We start from the raw sequence: 17148 nt of genomic DNA, 5'->3' as shown, positions 1-17148 counted from the left end.
AATACTGTTTTATTAAAAACTTTTTACGTAATTTGTACTCTAAATTTTGCATAAACAATGTCAATAACGATAACTCCATTTACGAAACAAGATTTGATACCTCAAGAAGAAAAACTTGAGATTGGCAGATATAAGAGAGAACTTTTTATAGGGATTCCTAAGGAAACAAGTTATCAGGAACGTCGTATTTGTTTAACACCAGATGCTGTAAATTCGCTTACTTATCAGGGTCATAGAGTTATGATAGAATCTGGTGCTGGCGAAAGTTCAAGTTATACAGACAAAGAATATAGTGATGCAGGTGCAGAAGTGACAAAGGATACTAAACGTGTTTTTGGTTGTCCAATGTTGTTAAAGGTAGAGCCTCCAACAATTAATGAGATTAAATTGATGAATCCAGAAACAATCTTGATTTCTGCGATTCAATTAAAGACAAAGAAAAAGGCTTATTTTGAAGCTTTAGCACATAAAAAAATTACTGCATTAGCATTCGAATATATAAAAGATGAAGATGGCTCCTATCCTGCTGTGAAATCATTAAGTGAAATTGCTGGAACGGCGTCTATATTAATTGCTGCCGAATTGATGATTACAGATGAAATTGGAAAAGGGTTGTTGTTTGGTAATATTACTGGCGTCCCTCCTACTGACGTAGTGATCTTAGGAGCAGGAACAGTAGGTGAATTTGCTGCAAAAACAGCAATTGGACTTGGAGCTACAGTTAAGGTTTTTGATAATTCAATTACTAAATTACGCCGTTTACAAAATAATCTAAATCAGCGTGTTTTCACTTCAACCATACAGCCAAAAGCTTTACTAAAAGCATTAAGACGTTGCGATGTTGCAATTGGGGCCATGCGTGGAAAAGAACGTTGTCCAATTGTTGTGACAGAAACTATGGTTGAGCATATGAAAAAAGGTGCTGTAATTGTAGATGTAAGTATTGATACAGGAGGTTGCTTTGAAACTTCAGAAGTGACAACTCATGAAAAACCAACCTTTATAAAAAGTAATGTTTTACATTATTGTGTTCCTAATATTCCATCACGTTATTCTAAAACTGCCTCACTTTCAATAAGTAACATTATTACGCCTTATTTATTGCAAATTGCTGAAGATGGTGGAATCGAAAGCGCTATTAGATGTAATAAAGGATTAAAGAATGGAGTTTATGTTTATCATGGAATTTTAACTAATAAAGCTATTGGTGAATGGTTTGATTTGCCTGATAATGATATCAATTTACTTGTTTTCTAAGGCTACTTTAGCGTACCTTTGCCAAAAATAGAATTCATGAAATTTACACATCGTTTTGCTTATTATTTAGTTGGTTTAGTTATTGGTTGTTTCTTCGTAGGCCTTGTATTTAGTGGTAAAGATACCCGTTGTAATTATTTTCCAAATTCAAGAGTTTTAAATGATCTAAGAAATAAACCATTTCATTATTCAGATGAAGCTTCTAAAGTTCTAGCAGAAAAATGGATCGATACTTCTGATATTAAAAATACATTGCAATTTGGCGATGTTGATTTTGACAAAAGTAATGTAGAATACAAAAAAGGAAAATTATATATTATTGAAGGTAAAACAACTAAAAATCAAGAAGTTGTACTTAAAGTGATTAATTATCCTGGAAAAGCTGTTTTAGAATCTATAGAAAAAAAGCAGGCTGATTAGAGCCATTTTATTTGAGGAATTTTTTTTGATATCAGAAAAGTATTTGTTTTAGTAAAATGCTTGTTTCCAAACCATTTTCCTTGGTTTGCACTCATGGGAGATGGATGGCCAGATTCAAGAACTAAATGTTTTGCAGTATCTATTTTGCTTCCCTTTTTTTGCGCGAATGCTCCCCATAATAAGAAAACAACATTTTCTTTTTTATCAGATATTGCCTGAATTACTGCATCAGTAAATAAATTCCACTTCAAATGTTTATGACTATTTGGTGTGTCTTTCCGAACAGTTAATGAAGCATTTAAAAGTAATACGCCTTGTTTTGCCCAAGATTCTAAATTACCAGAAGTTGGCATAAATACGGAATCAAAATCTGTATTTAATTCTCTGTAAATATTTCGAAGCGAAGGAGGAATTTTTATATTGTCATTTACTGAAAAACTTAAACCATTTGCCTCACCAGTTCCGTGATAAGGATCCTGTCCGATAATAACCACTTTTGTATCTTGAAATGAGCAATGATTAAGAGCTGAAAAAATTAAATCAATTGGAGGAAAGCAAATATTGTTTTCATATTCTTCTTCTACATTAGCCATTAAATCATTGAAGTATGGTTTTGTTATTTCATCTGATAATATGGTTTGCCAATCTTGATTAAGGTTGATTTTCATTTCAATAATTTTTTACTACAAATTACGTAAAGTTTTATGCAAAGTACCAATTAATACTGCTATTTAGTTTTAAAACTTTGTAACTTTGAAAATTTACAACTTACGTTATAATATGATATCTATTACTGATAAAACATTACAAGATTTACAATTTCCTACAGTACTCGAAACTATTTCGGATATTTGTAATACAGATATAGGAAAACAAAAAGCCTTAGAAATAACACCATTCAGAGACAAAGAAACTTTGATGCAAGCGCTTATGCAGACATCCGAGTATGTTTCGTCTTTCCAAAATAATAATGCAATTCCAAATCATGGCTTTGATGCAATTAGTTATGAAATAAAATTTTTAGCAATAGAAGATAGTTTTCTTGAAGTAGGAAGTTTTAGAAAAATAGCTACTTTATCTTCTACGGTCAATTTTTTATTAAATTTTTTAAGAAAATTTGACGATTATTATCCTAATCTAAATGTTAGAGCTTCGCAAGTTGAATTGACTAAAGATATCATTTCGCAAATTGATGTTGTTGTAGATAAATATGGAGAGATAAAAGACAATGCTTCACCTGAACTTGCCAACATTCGTAGAGATATGAATATGGTTCGAGGAAAAGTAAACCAAAGTTTTGGTGTTGCTTTAACTCAGTACAACAGCTTGGGTTATTTGGATGATATTAAAGAAAGCTTTGTACAAAACCGTCGTGTTTTGGCTGTTCTTGCAATGTACCGCCGTAAGGTAAAAGGTTCTATTTTAGGAAGTTCAAAAACGGGAAGTATTGCTTATATTGAGCCTGAGACAACTTTACAATATTCTAGAGAATTGAGTAATTTAGAATATGAAGAAAAAGAAGAAGTTACTCGTATTTTAAAACAATTGTCAAATGCAATTCGTCCGTATTTATCTTTGTTAATTGAATATCAGGCTTTTTTGAGTGATATTGATGTTATTGCTGCAAAAGCAAAGTATGCAAATAAGATAAATGGTATTTTACCAACAATTACAGAAGAGCGTCGTTTGTACTTTAGAGATGCTTTTCATCCAATTTTATATTTAAATAATAAGCAAAAGAAAGAGGTTACTTATCCTCAAACGATTGAATTAAAACAAGATAATAGAATTATTGTTATTTCTGGTCCTAATGCTGGAGGTAAAACAATTTCTCTAAAAACGGTGGGATTATTGCAATTAATGTTGCAATCCGGAATGTTGATTCCTGTGCACGAACGCAGTGAAACTTTCTTGTTTGATAGAATTTTAACAGATATTGGAGACAACCAATCTATAGAGAATCATTTAAGTACTTATAGCTACAGGTTAAAAAACATGAATTATTTCCTTAAAAAATGCAATCGTAAAACGATGTTTTTGATTGATGAATTTGGAACTGGTTCAGATCCTGAATTAGGAGGTGCTTTGGCTGAAATTTTCTTGGAGGAATTTTACCATCGAGAGGCTTTCGGAATTATAACTACACATTATTCTAATCTTAAGATTTTGGCAAATGAATTGCCACATGCTACTAATGCGAATATGCTTTTTGATGAAAAATCATTGGAGCCGATGTATAAGTTGGTACTTGGTCAAGCGGGTAGTTCGTTTACATTTGAGGTAGCATTAAAAAACGGAATTCCGTTTGGTTTAATTAATCGTGCCAAAAAGAAAATTGAAATTGGAAAAGTCCGTTTTGACAAGACGATTGCTACATTACAAAAAGAACGTTCGAAATTAGAAAAAACTTCTTTGAACTTAAAAGAAGAAGAAACTAGAGCTCGTGCCGAAAGTAATAAGATGGAAAATATAAATGTCAAGATAAAACAAAAACTAGAAAGCTACCAAGAATTATATGATAGCAATCAAAAGACAATTTACATCGGGCAAAAAATTGAAGATATTTCGGAGAAGTATTTCAATAATAAAAATAAAAAAGAATTGATTGGAGAGTTTTTGAAAATTATAGAAATTGAAAATTCAAAACGTAAAAAAGCGACTCCAAAAGAAGTTAAAGCAATAACTGAAAAGAAAAAAGAAGTCATTGCAGAAGTAACGGTTCAAGTTGAGGAAATTCGAAAAGAGAAAAAAGAAAAAAAATTAAAAGCTGTTGTCGAAAAACCTAAAGTAACTTTAAAAGTTGGTGATCGAGTTCGAATGATAGATGGAAGATCTGTGGGAAGCATTGATTCTATTGAAAAAAATAAGGCTACAGTAAATTATGGAATTTTCACTTCAAAAGTAAGTTTGGAAGAGTTAGAATTCGTTGAGGCCGCTAAAAAATAGGTTAAAATTATCAAAAGTTTAAATAAAGATATTTAAGGAGGTATTTTTGCAATAACAACAATTTGCATAGCTAATTTTAAATAATCCATTTAGAGTTGTTTATGGAAGCTGATTTTAAGCTGAAAACTTATTGATTTTGTTTTTATGATAAATAAAAGCTATAGCTGTTGTGATTTTGCTCAAATGGCTTTAATTTAAGTTTTATTGAAGTAAAATAATCATTTGCTTTGGATTATATTAAGTAAAAAAGTTTAAAAAATAAATCTTAATTCTGAAATACATTATACAATGCTTGATTTACCAAAAAATAAAAAAATAATTCTTTTTGATGGTGTTTGTAATTTATGCAATTCAGCTGTACAGTTTATAATAAAGCATGATAAAAAAGATGTTTTTCGTTTTGCTGCTTTACAATCTGAAATTGGACAACAAATTTGTAAGTATATAGGAATTGATAGTACTAAAATTGATAGTATTATATTTTACGAACCTGGTGTTGCTTATTATTACAAGTCGGGAGCGGCAATTGCCATTGCTGAAAACATGGGAATTTTATGGAGTTGGTTTTCTATTTTTAAAATCATACCGAAATTCTTAAGAGATCCTTTGTATGATTATATAGCTAAGAATAGATACAAGTGGTATGGAAAAAAAGAAAGTTGTATGATTCCAACTTTGGAGTTAAAAGCTAAATTTTTATAAACCGCTTCCTTGTTTAAAGAGAGAATAAAAATAAAAAGCTACAACAAACAGTACGTTCCAATATTTATTGAAGCTACTTAAAAAAAAATAATTATTTTATTATATGATATAAAAAAAAGCCTCAAATTTAATTATTTGAGGCTTTTTAAGAATTAATAAGAATACTAGCTTCTTATTAATTTTCTGTATTTCAAACGTTTTGGAGTTAAATCTCCACCTAAACGTTTCTTCTTGTTTTCTTCGTATTCAGAGAAACCACCTTCAAAATAATATACTTCTGAGTTTCCTTCGAAAGCTAGAATATGCGTACAAATTCTATCTAAGAACCATCTGTCGTGAGAAATAACTACAGCACAACCAGCAAAATTTTCTAAACCTTCTTCTAGTGCTCGAAGTGTATTTACGTCCAAGTCATTCGTAGGCTCATCTAGTAAAAGTACGTTTCCTTCTTCTTTTAGTGTCATTGCTAAGTGCAAACGGTTACGCTCACCACCAGATAATGTTGAAACTTTTTTGTTTTGATCACTCCCTCCAAAGTTAAAACGACTTAAGTAAGCACGAGAATTTACCTGACGACCTCCCATCATAATTAATTCTTGTCCATCACAGAAATTTTCCCAAATTGATTTGTTAGGATCAATATTAGAATGCGCTTGATCTACATAAGCAATTTTTACAGTTTCACCTATAGTAAATTCACCGCTATCCGGTTTTTCTTCACCCATAATCATTCTGAAGATTGTAGATTTACCAGCACCGTTTGGCCCAATAACCCCAACAATTCCAGCTTGTGGTAAAGTGAAATTTAAATTATCATATAGTAATTTGTCTCCAAAAGCTTTGGCAACATTTTTAGCCTCAATAACATTTGTTCCTAAACGTGGACCGTTCGGGATATAGATTTCTAGATTTTCATCTAGTTGTTTTTGATCTTCGTTCAATAATTTATCGTAATTCTGTAAACGAGCTTTTTGCTTTGTCTGACGTCCTTTGGCTCCTTGACGAACCCAGTCCAACTCACGCTCTAAGTTTTTACGACGCTTAGAAGCTACTTTTTCTTCAAGGGCCATTCTGCTTGATTTTTGATCTAGCCAAGAAGAATAATTTCCTTTCCAAGGAATACCTTCTCCTCTATCTAGCTCTAAAATCCAACCTGCAACATTATCAAGGAAATATCTATCGTGCGTTACAGCAATTACAGTTCCTGCATATTGTGCTAAATGTTGCTCTAACCAAAGAACCGATTCAGCATCTAAGTGGTTGGTAGGCTCATCTAATAACAATACATCTGGTTGTTGTAATAACAAACGGCATAATGCTACACGACGACGCTCTCCTCCTGAAAGATTTTTGATTGGTGTATCTCCGTCTGGAGTACGCAAAGCATCCATTGCAATTTCTAATTTGGTATCGATTTCCCAAGCTCCCAATGCGTCAATTTTATCTTGCAAAGCTGCTTGACGATCCATCAATTTGTCCATTTTATCGGCATCTTCGTAGTTTTCAGGAAGACCAAATAAATCATTGATTTTATTGTATTCTTCTAGAACTGCCATTGTTTCGGCAACACCTTCACGAACAATTTCAATAACTGTTTTATCATCATCTAATTGTGGTTCTTGTTCTAGGTATCCTACTGTGTAACCTGGAGCAAAAACTACATCACCTTGATAATTTTTATCAACACCAGCAATAATCTTCAAAAGTGAAGATTTTCCTGAACCATTTAAACCTAAGATACCAATTTTAGCTCCGTAAAAAAAGCTCAAATAGATATTTTTTAGTACTTGTTTGTCGCTACTTGAGTAAGTTTTACTCAGTTTTGACATGGAGAAAATTACTTTCTTATCGTCTGACATTATTAATTTATTTAAATTTTATTATTTTCTTGTTTAAACTCTTCCTTTTAAGGCATTAAATACCCATGCGTTGGCTAAAAAACCAACTCCTACTGCGCCAAATCCCCAACCAGAAACATCACTGTATCTAAAAATTCCCAGTCCAATTAGGAGAAACCCCATTATTAACATTATAAAAGTTGCCCATCCTAAGACTGTGTTTTTGTTCATTCCCATAATAGTGGTATTTTTTACATTATATAGCTTACAAATATCGGTAATTAAAGTGGCTTAATTAAATATTTTGTAGAGCATTTCTTTTAATAAATCAGATTGTGGTAACGCATTGGCTCCCACTCCTTTACTTTTTAAATCTATGTCGCGTAATGCTGAAACTACCTGACTTACTTTCTTCATTGGGAAATTTTTGATTGCTACATCATATTCTTTTAAAAAATAAGGGTTAACGCCTATTGCTGTTGCAACATTTTTTGGATTTTTATCCTTCAGTCCGTGATATTTTAATAATTGTATAAAGAATCCAAAGATTAAACCAGTAGTCATAACTATTGGATAATCTTTAGGATTATGAGCAAAATTTTCGGCAATTTTGTAAGCTTTCACCTGATTGCGTTCTCCAATAGCTTTACGTAGTTCAAACACATTATAATCTTTACTAAAGCCAATATTCTCTTCAATATGTGTAGGTGAAATGGTTGTTCCTTTTGGTAGAATTATCTGAAGTTTTTCAAGCTCATTATTAATTTTACTTAAATCTGTACCTAAAAATTCAACTAGCATGGCGTTTGCTTTTGGTTCTATAGCGTATCCTTTACCAGATAAAACTCTTTTAATCCAATCTCCAACCTGATTTTCGTATAGTTTTTTACTTTCGTAAACGAGTCCTTTTTGTCCCAGTAATTTTGTTACTTTTTTTCGTTTATCAAGTGTTTTATATTTGTAGCAAAACACTAAAACGGTAGTGTCCATTGGGTTTGTTGCGTAGGCTTCAAGCTTATCAATTGTTCTTGATAAATCTTGCGCTTCTTTTACAATAATAACCTGACGGTCGGCCATCATAGGGTAGCGTTTTGCGGCCGAAACTACATCATCTACAGATACATCACGACCATACAAAACGGTTTGATTAAACCCTTTTTCCTCTTCCGATAGGATATTCTTTTCTATATATTCGGCTAATTTGTCAATGTAATAAGGCTCTTCTCCCATTAGGAAGTAGATGGGTTTGATGTTACCCGCTTTTATGTCATTAACAATTTTTATAACTTCATCCATAATTTTTAATTCAAGTTTTACGTTTTGGATTATCGTTTCAATTAGATGAAACTTTAAACTTAAAACCTAAAACTATTTTATATTTTTGCCTCATGCAAAAACTAAATTTTCCCTCTTATATATTTCGGTTCAAAAATAGCGAAAATAAAGTGTCTATTTTTGATGAAATCAGGAAAAAATTTATCATTCTTACTCCTGAGGAATGGGTTCGCCAACATGTGGTTCAGTTTTTAATGGTTGAGAAAAAATACCCTAAATCACTTATAAATGTAGAGAAGGTTTTAAAAGTCAATGGTTTGCGAAAGCGGTATGATATTGTGGTTTACAACCCTGATGGTACTATTTATATATTAGTAGAATGTAAAGCTCCTGAAGTAAAAATTTCGCAAGCTACTTTTGATCAGATTGCGCGTTATAATATGACTATGAACGCACAATTTTTGACAGTAACGAATGGTTTACATCATTATTTTTGTCAAATGGATTTTGAAAATGAAAAATATGAATTTCTCAGAGAATTACCCAATTACAATTCTCTTAATAAATAAAACACAAACGACTTGGATAAAATAGCAGTTGTCATTCTAAATTGGAATGGAGTAAAATTATTAGAACAATTTTTGCCTTCGGTTGTGCAGTTTTCACCAGAAGCTACAATATACGTTGCTGATAATGCGTCGACAGATAGTTCTGTAGATTATGTAAAAGAGTATTTTCCTACGGTAAAAATTGTAGTAAATGCTGGTAATTATGGATATGCTCAAGGATATAATGAAGCATTAAAACATATAGATGCCGATATATATGCATTGGTAAATTCAGATATTGAAGTTACGGAGAATTGGTTACAACCTATTTTGGATACTTTTGTAAATGAACCAAAGACGGCTATCATTCAGCCAAAAATACTTGACTTTAAAGATAAATCTTCTTTTGAATATGCAGGGGCGGCAGGAGGATTTATTGATAAATATGGATATCCGTTTTGTAGAGGACGTATTTTTGATACTATCGAAAAGGATAACGGACAGTATAATGACAATTCTGAATTGTTTTGGGCCTCAGGAGCTTGTTTTTTTATCAGAAGCGCTGTTTATAAAGATTTAAAAGGTTTTGATGAAGGTTTTTTTGCGCATCAGGAAGAAATTGATTTATGCTGGCGCGCTATTAATCTAGGACATATTATAAAATATAATTCACAAGCTGTTGTGTATCATGTAGGTGGAGCAACATTACAACAAGGTAACCCTAGGAAGACCTTTTTAAACTTTAGGAACTCAATGTTAATGCTTACTAAGAATTTGCCTAAGGAAGGTTTTTATGGCATTCTTTTTGCTAGATTAGTACTTGATGGTATCGCAGGAATGCAATTTTTAACACAAGGAAAATTAAAACATACTTGGGCAATTATCAAAGCTCATTTTTCTTTTTATAGTCTTTTTTCGATGTATTATAAAAAAAGAAACAATTTACAAACACAAGAATACTTTAAAGTTAAAAGTATCGTTTTCTTGTACTATGTGAAGAAAATCAGCGTATTTAAAGATATCTTTAACAATAATCAAATTAATAACCCTTAACTTTGTTGACTTACGTCTAACTAAATTTTTTTTTTATGAGAAAAATATTCATCGCTTTAACTGCACTAATGGTACTATCTTCATGTGTTTCTAAAAAGAAATATGCTGAATTAGAATCTAAAAACAAAGAAACTCAAGATTTACTAAATTCTTGTACTGTAAAATTAAATTCTTGCTTAGAAGAAAAAGCTGGTTTATCGGCTACAGTTGCTTCTTTAAAAGAACACAATCAGACTTTAATAAGTAGTTCTAAAGATTTAACAATGCTTACTTCAAAAGGAGCTGAAAACTTAGAAAAATCTTTAGAGAGTTTAAAAGAAAAAGATTTAAAAATATCTAGACTTCAAGATGCCTTAACTAAGAAAGACAGTGTTACACTTGCTTTAGTTACTAGCTTAAAAGGTGCTGTTGGAATCAACGATCCAGACATCGAAATTAATGTAGAAAAAGGAGTTGTATTTATCTCTATCGCTGATAAATTATTGTTTAAAAGTGGTAGCTATGATGTAACTGATAAAGCTAAAACTGTTTTGGCTAAAGTTGCAAAAGTAGTTAACGACAAACCAGATTTTGAATGTATGGTTGAAGGTCATACAGATAATGTTCCTTACAAAAGCAACGGTATAATATTAGACAACTGGGATTTAAGTGTTAAACGTTCTACTGCTATCGTTCGTGTATTAACAAATGATTTAGGAGTTAATCCAGCGAAATTAATTGCAGCTGGTAGAAGTTCTTACGTACCTTTAGTTGAAAATGATTCAGCTGAAAACAAAGCACGTAACAGAAGAACTCGTATTGTTGTTATGCCAAAAATTGACCAATTCTACGATATGGTTGAAAAAGAAATGAAAAAACAATCAGGTAAATAATCTGATTATTTCATATTGAATCTTAATAAATTAGGATTCAAATTAAAAAGCCAGTGAAATATTTTCACTGGCTTTTTTTATGCTCAACAATCTAGAAATACTTTATGTTAGTTTCTTTCGGTGATTGCTTCGTTTCTTAGAAGGACAAGATTGTGGTGAAAAAAAAAAAACAAAAAAATCTTGCTACTTTATAAGTTTTTTAATTGATCCATTAAAAATTGTTTCTCATAAAACAGAAAAAGCAGGTCGAATGACCTGCTTTATGTATCCTTAATCTTTTTTAATAACCAATTAAATAGTAATTAAGAGTACATTATTGTAATTACTTATATATTGACAATTTAATTTAATGAATCTAATTTAACGAATTAACTCCAAATACCTTGCCGAAGTGCTATTTTTTTTAGAGAATGTCTAGACTTCCTTTTCCTTCTCTTACTACAACTGGTTCGTTTTCTGATAAATCGATAATAGTTGATGCAACATTATCACCATAACCTCCATCGATTACCATGTCTACTAAATTTTGCCATTTTTCAAAAATTAGTTCTGGATCGGTAGTATACTCTATTACATCATCTTCATCACGTATAGATGTTGAAACAATAGGATTTCCTAACTGATGTACAATCTCTAATGCTATTGAATTGTCTGGAACACGAATTCCGACAGTTGTTTTCTTTTTAAACTCTTTTGGTAAATTGTTGTTACCAGGTAAGATAAATGTATACGGACCAGGTAATGCTCTTTTTAGTAGTTTAAATGTAGCTGTATCAATTTGACGCACATAATCTGAAATATTACTTAGATCGTGGCATATAAATGAGAAATTTGCTTTTTCAAGTTTAACACCTTTAATTTTTGCAATACGTTCCAGTGCACGTGAATTTGTAATGTCACAACCTAAACCGTAAACAGTATCTGTTGGATAAATAACTAATCCTCCGTTTTTTAAAACTTTAACCACTTTCGCAATTGCAGCTTCACTTGGTTTGTCTGGATATATTTTTATAAATTCTGCCATATTTTATTTTGTTTCAGATTTAAGGTTTAGTAAGTTTTCATACTAAGCATCTTAAAGTTACTAATTTTTATTTAATTAAGATATTTATACAAACAATTCAAGGAGAGGATTTTTGATTTTTAGTAATGATCAATTATCTTTCTTTGGATTATCCAATAATATCTAGTTTAGCAAATCGCAATAATAATTTTTTAATTCCGCCAACTTCAAACTTTATTTCTGCTTTTTTATCTGCTCCTACTCCTTCTAAGTTAATAACTTCACCTCTACCAAAGCGTTCATGCATAACCGTGTTTCCAATGGTTAAATTATTGTCAAATAAGTTTGGAGCACTTGCATTATTCGGATTACTAGAAACGGGTTTCAGTTTACGAACATTTAATTCCGATTTTGGGTCGTTATTATTAGTTGCTTTAGGTGGTGGTGTTGACCCAATTGGCTTTGCTAATCTCAACTTAGATTTGTCAACATCACCAAAAATATCACTATCAATCATAGGTTTGTAGCGGTAATTACTTTCAGCGGGTGTTAAATATTCTAAATATTGGGCATCGATTTCTTCTATGAAACGGGAAGGTTCACTATCCGTTAATTTCCCCCAACGGTAACGAGATTGAGCGTATGTTAAGTAAGCTTGATGTTCAGCACGAGTTAGTGCTACGTAAAACAAACGGCGTTCTTCCTCAAGTTCACTTCTAGTACTCATACTCATTGCACTAGGAAACAAGTCCTCTTCCATTCCGACAACAAAAACGTGTGGGAATTCTAATCCCTTAGCCAAGTGAATCGTCATTAAGGCAACTCTATCTTCATCGCTAGTGTCTTTATCTAAGTCGGTAGCCAATGCTACATCTTCCATAAATTCAGACAGTGCTCCCCTTGCTCCGTCAATTTCTTGTTGCCCTTCGGTAAAATCTTTTATACCGTTAAGTAACTCTTCTATATTTTGAACTTTTGCCATTCCTTCTGGAGTAGCATCTTTTTTAAGTTCTTGTACTAATCCAGTTTTTTTAGCAACGTGATCAGTTATATAAAAAGCATCTTGATTTTCATTGATTACCTGAAAGCTATGAATCATTGTTACAAAATCATTCAGCTTATTTTTGGTACCTGCATTTAATTTCAAGTCAATTTTGTCGATGTTTTGCATCACCTCCCAAATCGAACGCTTATAGTGATTGGCTGCAATTGTTAGTTTTTCAACTGTTGTATCGCCAATTCCACGTGCAGGGTAATTAATTACACGTATAAGTGCTTCTTCATCTTTAGGATTGATAACCAATCTTAGGTAACACAAAACGTCTTTAATCTCTTTTCTTTGATAGAAAGACAATCCTCCATAAATTCTATATGGAATATCTCTTTTTCTAAGTGCGTCTTCCATTGCACGAGATTGTGCATTGGTACGGTATAAAATTGCAAAAGAACCGTTACTAAGTTGATTTTGCATTTTTTGTTCAAAAATGGTACCAGCTACAAAACGACCTTCTTCAGCATCTGTTAAGCTTCTATGTACTTTTATTTTAGCACCAAAATCATTAGCAGTCCAAACAATTTTATCTAGTTTGGTCTTATTGTGTTCCATTACAGTATTTGCAGCTTCAACTATATTACGAGTCGAACGATAATTTTGCTCCAAACGAAACATTATTACGCCTTCATAATCTTTCTGGAAATTCAAGATATTATTAATATTCGCTCCACGGAAAGCATAAATACTTTGCGCATCGTCTCCTACAACACAAATATTTTGAAATCTATCTGCTAAAGCTTGAACAATCAAATATTGAGAGTGGTTGGTATCTTGGTACTCATCAACCATGATATATCTAAAACGATCTTGATATTTAGCTAAAACCTCTGGAAAACGAGTTAGTAATTCATTGGTTTTTAGTAGTAAATCATCAAAATCCATTGCTCCAGCCTTAAAACAGCGATCTACATATTGTTGGTAGATTTCTCCCATTCTAGGCCTTTTGGCCATAGCATCTGCTTCTTGTAATTCAGGATCATTAAAATATGCTTTTACAGTAATTAAACTATTTTTATAATTAGAAATCCGACCTAAAACCTGTTTTGGTTTATAGACGTCTCTATCTAATTGCATTTCTTTAATAATCGAAGAAATTAATCTAGCTGAATCCTGTGAATCATATATTGTGAAATTAGAAGGGTATCCTAAATAATCTGCTTCTGAGCGCAATATTCGGGCGAAAACGGAGTGAAATGTACCCATCCAAAGGTTTTTTGCCTCAGAAGACCCCACGATATCAGATATCCTGTGTTTCATCTCACGAGCCGCTTTATTGGTAAAAGTTAGCGACAAAATATTGAATGCATCAATACCTTGAGCCATCAAATAAGCAATTCTAATTGTTAAAACACGAGTTTTTCCTGAACCTGCCCCAGCAATAATAATCATTGGCCCGTCTTTCTTCAAAACAGGCTCTCTTTGTGCTTCATTGAGCTGGTCAATGTATTTTTGCATGAAATTTTTCTCCATAATTGATGCAAAAATAAGAATTTAAAAAGTAAGTTCCTAAGGTGCTTTTGTACTGATTTGCTAAGTTTTTTGAAGCACAACAAAAGGCTTTAAAAAAACATGGTTCCCGCTTTCGGCTTTATCTCTCCGTTTCACTACGAGGATATCGCCTCTATCGGGGCTAAAGCAAACAATTGGTTTCTTTTAAGTATTTGAAATAAAGATATTTGGTTTAAAAATATCCTTATGTTTGTGAGAGATATAAAATAAAGAAGAGAATAGTTCTAACCAAAAATGTCGAAAAAACTTATTTGATGTTATAAATAAATACTCAGAAACTAAAGTGACACTGAACTTAGAGCCTTAGTGGCTCTGCCTCTCAGAACCTCTATTTATAAAAAACATCATAAGCAAAACGAATCAGTGTTCCGATTACTACTATCAAAAAGAAAATTCTAATAAATCCGTTCCCTTTATTGATAGCCAATTTAGCACCCAACCAACCTCCTAAAGCGTTACTTGCTGCCATTGGTAAAGCGATCGACCAGATAATTTTTCCTTTTATAATGAATAAACAAATGGAACCGAAGTTTGTCGCTAAATTTACCATTTTGGCATTTGCGGAAGCATGTAGAAAATCAAAACCCATTAAGGCAATAAAAGCTACTACAAAAAAACTGCCAGTTCCGGGACCGATAAAACCATCATAAAATCCAACTGTTACACTAATTAAAACAGCATACATTATTTGCGTTTTTTCTGAATGATCTTTGACTACTTGTTGTCCAAAATTCTTTTTGGCATAAGTATATACCAGTAATAGCGATAAAACGACTAGTAAAAGTGGTTTCATGAAATCATTACTCACATAAGTTAATATAGTAGAACCTAAAAAAGCCGATGGAACCGCTAAAATCATCATGATGATTAATAACTTCCATTGGATAGTTACTTTCTTCATATATTGAAAAGCAGCAAAGGCTGTTCCGCTAAAGGCAGGTAGTTTTAAAGTTCCGATAACAGTAGATACAGGTAAGTTTGGTAATAATATCAGCCCCATAGGAGTTTGAATTAGCCCACCGCCACCAACAATAGCATCAATAAATCCTGCTGCAAAAGCAACTAAGCAAAGTAAAATTATAATATATTCTTCCAACGATTTGTAGTATTTGATTTAAACTAGATAGTCGGCAAAATTAACCTTCTTAAATAAATATTACAAGCAGAATGATGTTGAATTAGATTCAAAAAGTATATTTTTGTTTTCTCAAATTTATAAAATGGATTCAAATAAAATTATTGAAATTATAGCTTACACATTACCTTCTATTGTTACAGGTAGTGTCGCTTATTATTTTTTCAAATCGTACCTTACTGATAAAAAAGACACTAGAAGATGGTTGTTGCAAAAAGATGCTCAAAAACAAGCTTTGCCTTTGCGTTTACAAGCGTATGAGCGTATTACATTGTATTTAGAACGTATTAGCTTAACTAAGTTGTTAATACGTGTTGCGCCAACATCTAATGATAAAAATGAATATGAAAATCTTGTTATCGCTCAAATCGAACAAGAATTTGAACATAATTTGACACAACAAATATATATGTCTGATCAATGTTGGACTATTGTAACTACTGCTAAGAATGCTACAATTCAAATGATTCGTAAAGCAAGTATGAGCGATCGTGTTGATAGCGCAGATAAGTTACGTGAGGTTATTTTAAATGATTTGTTTGAAAAGCAATCACCAAGTAGTGCAGCTCTGTCTTATATTAAAGATGAAGTAAGCGAAATGTGGTAATTACCTATTATCACTCATGATTTCAGACTTGTTTTGTGCATATTCATAACCTTCTTCCCACCATTTTTTCATTTCTTCTTTATTGAAGATTAATGCGTTGTTAGTTAGTTTTGTAGGTGTATAAAACAAGTTTAGTTTTACATTTTTATTCTTAGCAATTAGCTTTCCTATTGCTATATCATGCTTTTCAACTTGATCTAACGCTATTCGGAACAAATCTATCATTAACGAAAAGGGGTTCTTTCCAATAGCATTTTTAGTTATATTCACTTCCGTTTCTAGAATTACCACATCAATTTCGGTTGCTCCACGTTGTATTGCTTCACGTATTGGAACTAAGCTAGAAAATCCACCATCGCCATATTCGGAGTTGTTTTTAGTCACTAAACTCATAAACGGAATATAATTACTTGATATCCAGATCCAATCGCAAAATTCATCATACGTACAATCTTTAATTGATTTGTATTCTGCTTCATTTCGAGATAAATTTGTCACAGTTACTACGACATCTGTTTTAAGTTTTTTTAATTGATTAAATTCAGATAATGATAAATGATCTTTAATGTATTTTTGCAATCCTTTGCTTTCGCCAAATGTTCTCTTCCCTTTAAAAAATTGACGAATTACATTAAAATGGTTTATAGTAACAATATCAATTCCATTCTTTTCTTTTACTACAAATGGACTGATATTGAATATTTTACTCATGTTAACATTAGTGTAGATACCATGAATTTTGTGAATGTTGCCTAGTGCTAAATGCGGAATAAGTAAACTTCCTGTTGATGTGCCTAAAAACAGGTCATATTGACATTTTTTTATTTCTAATAAATATTGTGCAACTCCTCCAGCAAAAGCTCCTTTGCTTCCTCCACCTGAAATAACCAATGCTCTCATATAATAGTGTAAGTTTTATTTTTGTTTAG

Annotated in this window: 16 protein-coding genes; 8 read left to right on the top strand and 8 right to left on the bottom strand. The window is 31.8% G+C overall.

Annotation, left to right across the window (positions count from 1 at the left end; genetic code table 11):
- Nucleotides 1–57: 57 nt before the first annotated feature.
- The gene (locus QWY99_RS09955) at nt 58–1257 is read left to right on the top strand and encodes an alanine dehydrogenase (protein WP_290264370.1); all 1200 of its coding nucleotides are present in this window, start codon (nt 58–60) and stop codon (nt 1255–1257) included.
- A gap of 36 nt (nt 1258–1293) precedes the next feature.
- A complete protein-coding gene (locus tag QWY99_RS09950) occupies nt 1294–1677 on the top strand; it encodes a DUF4258 domain-containing protein (protein WP_290264366.1) in 384 nt (127 codons plus the stop codon).
- Here the strand turns inward: QWY99_RS09950 and QWY99_RS09945 are convergent.
- On the bottom strand, nt 1674–2345 hold the full coding sequence (locus QWY99_RS09945; RefSeq protein WP_290264364.1) for a uracil-DNA glycosylase: 672 nt from the start codon (nt 2343–2345) through the stop codon (nt 1674–1676). The two genes, QWY99_RS09950 and QWY99_RS09945, sit on opposite strands and share 4 nt — an antisense overlap.
- Before the next feature lie 112 nt (nt 2346–2457).
- Here QWY99_RS09945 and QWY99_RS09940 point away from each other — a divergent pair, with 112 nt between their 5' ends.
- Nucleotides 2458–4623: an endonuclease MutS2 gene (locus tag QWY99_RS09940; RefSeq protein ID WP_290265383.1), complete on the top strand. Its 2166-nt coding sequence runs from the start codon at nt 2458–2460 to the stop codon at nt 4621–4623.
- 288 nt (nt 4624–4911) lie between these two features.
- Nucleotides 4912–5325 (top strand): thiol-disulfide oxidoreductase DCC family protein, encoded by a 414-nt coding sequence (locus QWY99_RS09935; protein ID WP_290264361.1) that lies wholly within the window; start codon nt 4912–4914, stop codon nt 5323–5325.
- Between the two features lie 164 nt (nt 5326–5489).
- Here QWY99_RS09935 and ettA read toward each other — a convergent pair whose 3' ends face one another.
- Genes ettA through holA form a run of 3 tightly spaced genes read right to left on the bottom strand, consistent with a single transcriptional unit; the run spans nt 5490 to nt 8459 of the window.
- Nucleotides 5490–7184 (bottom strand): energy-dependent translational throttle protein EttA, encoded by a 1695-nt coding sequence (ettA, locus tag QWY99_RS09930; protein WP_290264359.1) that lies wholly within the window; start codon nt 7182–7184, stop codon nt 5490–5492.
- Nucleotides 7185–7217: 33 nt separating this feature from the next.
- The gene (locus tag QWY99_RS09925) at nt 7218–7400 is read right to left on the bottom strand and encodes a CAL67264 family membrane protein (protein ID WP_290264357.1); all 183 of its coding nucleotides are present in this window, start codon (nt 7398–7400) and stop codon (nt 7218–7220) included.
- Between the two features lie 54 nt (nt 7401–7454).
- Nucleotides 7455–8459, bottom strand: coding sequence for a DNA polymerase III subunit delta (gene holA, locus QWY99_RS09920; protein WP_290264355.1), 1005 nt, complete (start codon nt 8457–8459; stop codon nt 7455–7457).
- A gap of 92 nt (nt 8460–8551) precedes the next feature.
- On the opposite strand from holA, the gene QWY99_RS09915 reads away from it, so the two are divergent.
- Genes QWY99_RS09915 through QWY99_RS09905 form a run of 3 tightly spaced genes read left to right on the top strand, consistent with a single transcriptional unit; the run spans nt 8552 to nt 10911 of the window.
- Entirely contained in the window at nt 8552–9007 is a 456-nt protein-coding gene (locus QWY99_RS09915; RefSeq protein ID WP_290264353.1) for a type I restriction enzyme HsdR N-terminal domain-containing protein, read from the top strand.
- A gap of 12 nt (nt 9008–9019) precedes the next feature.
- A complete protein-coding gene (locus tag QWY99_RS09910; protein ID WP_290264350.1) occupies nt 9020–10039 on the top strand; it encodes a glycosyltransferase family 2 protein in 1020 nt (339 codons plus the stop codon).
- Nucleotides 10040–10074: 35 nt separating this feature from the next.
- Nucleotides 10075–10911, top strand: coding sequence for an OmpA/MotB family protein (locus QWY99_RS09905; RefSeq protein ID WP_290264346.1), 837 nt, complete (start codon nt 10075–10077; stop codon nt 10909–10911).
- Nucleotides 10912–11314: 403 nt separating this feature from the next.
- Here QWY99_RS09905 and QWY99_RS09900 read toward each other — a convergent pair whose 3' ends face one another.
- The 3 genes from QWY99_RS09900 to QWY99_RS09890 form a co-directional block, all read right to left on the bottom strand.
- Nucleotides 11315–11935 (bottom strand): L-threonylcarbamoyladenylate synthase, encoded by a 621-nt coding sequence (locus QWY99_RS09900; protein WP_290264344.1) that lies wholly within the window; start codon nt 11933–11935, stop codon nt 11315–11317.
- Between the two features lie 148 nt (nt 11936–12083).
- Nucleotides 12084–14423 carry an ATP-dependent helicase gene (locus QWY99_RS09895; protein ID WP_290265381.1) on the bottom strand — a complete coding sequence of 780 codons (2340 nt, stop codon included), beginning with the start codon at nt 14421–14423 and terminating at the stop codon, nt 12084–12086.
- A 382-nt stretch (nt 14424–14805) separates the two neighbouring features.
- Nucleotides 14806–15573 carry a sulfite exporter TauE/SafE family protein gene (locus tag QWY99_RS09890; protein ID WP_290264341.1) on the bottom strand — a complete coding sequence of 256 codons (768 nt, stop codon included), beginning with the start codon at nt 15571–15573 and terminating at the stop codon, nt 14806–14808.
- 124 nt (nt 15574–15697) lie between these two features.
- Between QWY99_RS09890 and QWY99_RS09885 the strand changes: the two genes are divergently transcribed.
- Nucleotides 15698–16219 (top strand): DUF7935 family protein, encoded by a 522-nt coding sequence (locus QWY99_RS09885; RefSeq protein ID WP_290264338.1) that lies wholly within the window; start codon nt 15698–15700, stop codon nt 16217–16219.
- Here QWY99_RS09885 and QWY99_RS09880 read toward each other — a convergent pair whose 3' ends face one another.
- Nucleotides 16220–17119: a patatin-like phospholipase family protein gene (locus QWY99_RS09880; protein ID WP_290264335.1), complete on the bottom strand. Its 900-nt coding sequence runs from the start codon at nt 17117–17119 to the stop codon at nt 16220–16222.
- Between the last annotated feature and the right edge of the window lie 29 nt (nt 17120–17148).

The organism is Flavobacterium branchiarum, assembly GCF_030409845.1.
In the GTDB taxonomy this organism is placed as follows: Bacteria; Bacteroidota; Bacteroidia; order Flavobacteriales; family Flavobacteriaceae; genus Flavobacterium; species Flavobacterium branchiarum.
The sequence above is the reverse complement of the archived record's forward strand: the minus strand, read 5'-3'. Positions and strand labels throughout refer to the sequence as shown.